1 protein-coding gene is annotated in these 1,155 nt (G+C 63.8%); it reads left to right on the forward strand.

The features are described 5' to 3' along the window. Nucleotides 1-1,155 (forward strand): IS66 family transposase (locus tag NQV17_RS37720; RefSeq protein ID WP_257776149.1); only part of this gene is annotated, 1,155 nt, incomplete at both ends.

Consider the following 1,155-nt stretch of genomic DNA (forward strand, 5'->3'; position numbering starts at 1 on the left):
ACTCGAACAGCTTGAGCCGACACGAGTTGAACGGCAACGCGAGCAGCCGAAACGCGCACCGCTGCCGCCGCAACTGCCGCGCACCGAGATCCATCACGAACCGGATAGCACGACGTGCCAGTGCGGTTGCGAACGCATACGCATCGGCGAGGACGTGAGCGAGAAGCTGGACTACACGCCGGGCGTGTTCACGGTGGAGCGGCATATCCGCGGCAAGTGGGTGTGCAAAGCGTGCGAGACGCTGATCCAGGCGCCGGTTCCGCCACATGTGATCGACAAGGGCGTGCCCACTGCCGGCTTGCTCGCGCAAGTGCTGGTCGCCAAGTACGGCGACCACTTGCCGCTGTATCGGCAGGAACAGATCTTTGGCCGTGCGGGACTGGCCATTCCGAGATCCACGCTGGGTGCCTGGGTAGGCAGGTGTGGCGTGCAGTTGCAGCCGCTGGTCGACGCACTCCGCCAGGCCATCCTGCTACAGGGTGTGCTGCATGCGGACGAGACGCCCGTGCAGATGCTCAACCCTGGCAAGGGCAAGACACACCGGGCGTACCTGTGGGCGTATACGCCGACTCAGTTCAGCGAACTGCGCGCAGTGGTCTACGACTTCGCCGAGAGCCGCGCCGGTGCGCACGCTCGCACGTTCCTGAAGGGCTGGCACGGCAAGCTGGTGTGCGATGACTACAGCGGGTACAAGGCCTCGTTCCAGCACGGCATTACCGAGATCGGATGCGCGGCCCATGCCCGACGCAAGTTCTTTGAATTGCATGCCAATCACAGCAGCCAGATTGCCGAGCAGGCCCTGTCGTTCTTTACCGCGCTCTACGACATCGAACGCGAGGCTGCGGCACTGGATGCCGACGAACGGCAGCGGCTTCGCCAGCGCCGGGCCAAGCCGGTGTGCGACGCCCTTTATGAATGGCTGATGGCGCAGCGCAAACTCGTTGCCGAGGGCTCGGCGATTGCGAAAGCGCTGGACTACAGCCTGAAACGTTGGGATGCACTCACGCGCTATCTCGATGACGGGAACGTGCCAATCGACAACAACTGGGTCGAAAACCAGATCCGTCCGTGGGCAGTCGGACGGTCCAACTGGCTGTTCGCAGGATCGTTGCGCGCGGGGCAGCGCGCGGCTGCCATCATGAGCTTGATCCGCTC

The organism is Burkholderia sp. SCN-KJ (assembly GCF_024656005.1).
Lineage (GTDB): Bacteria > Pseudomonadota > Gammaproteobacteria > Burkholderiales > Burkholderiaceae > Burkholderia.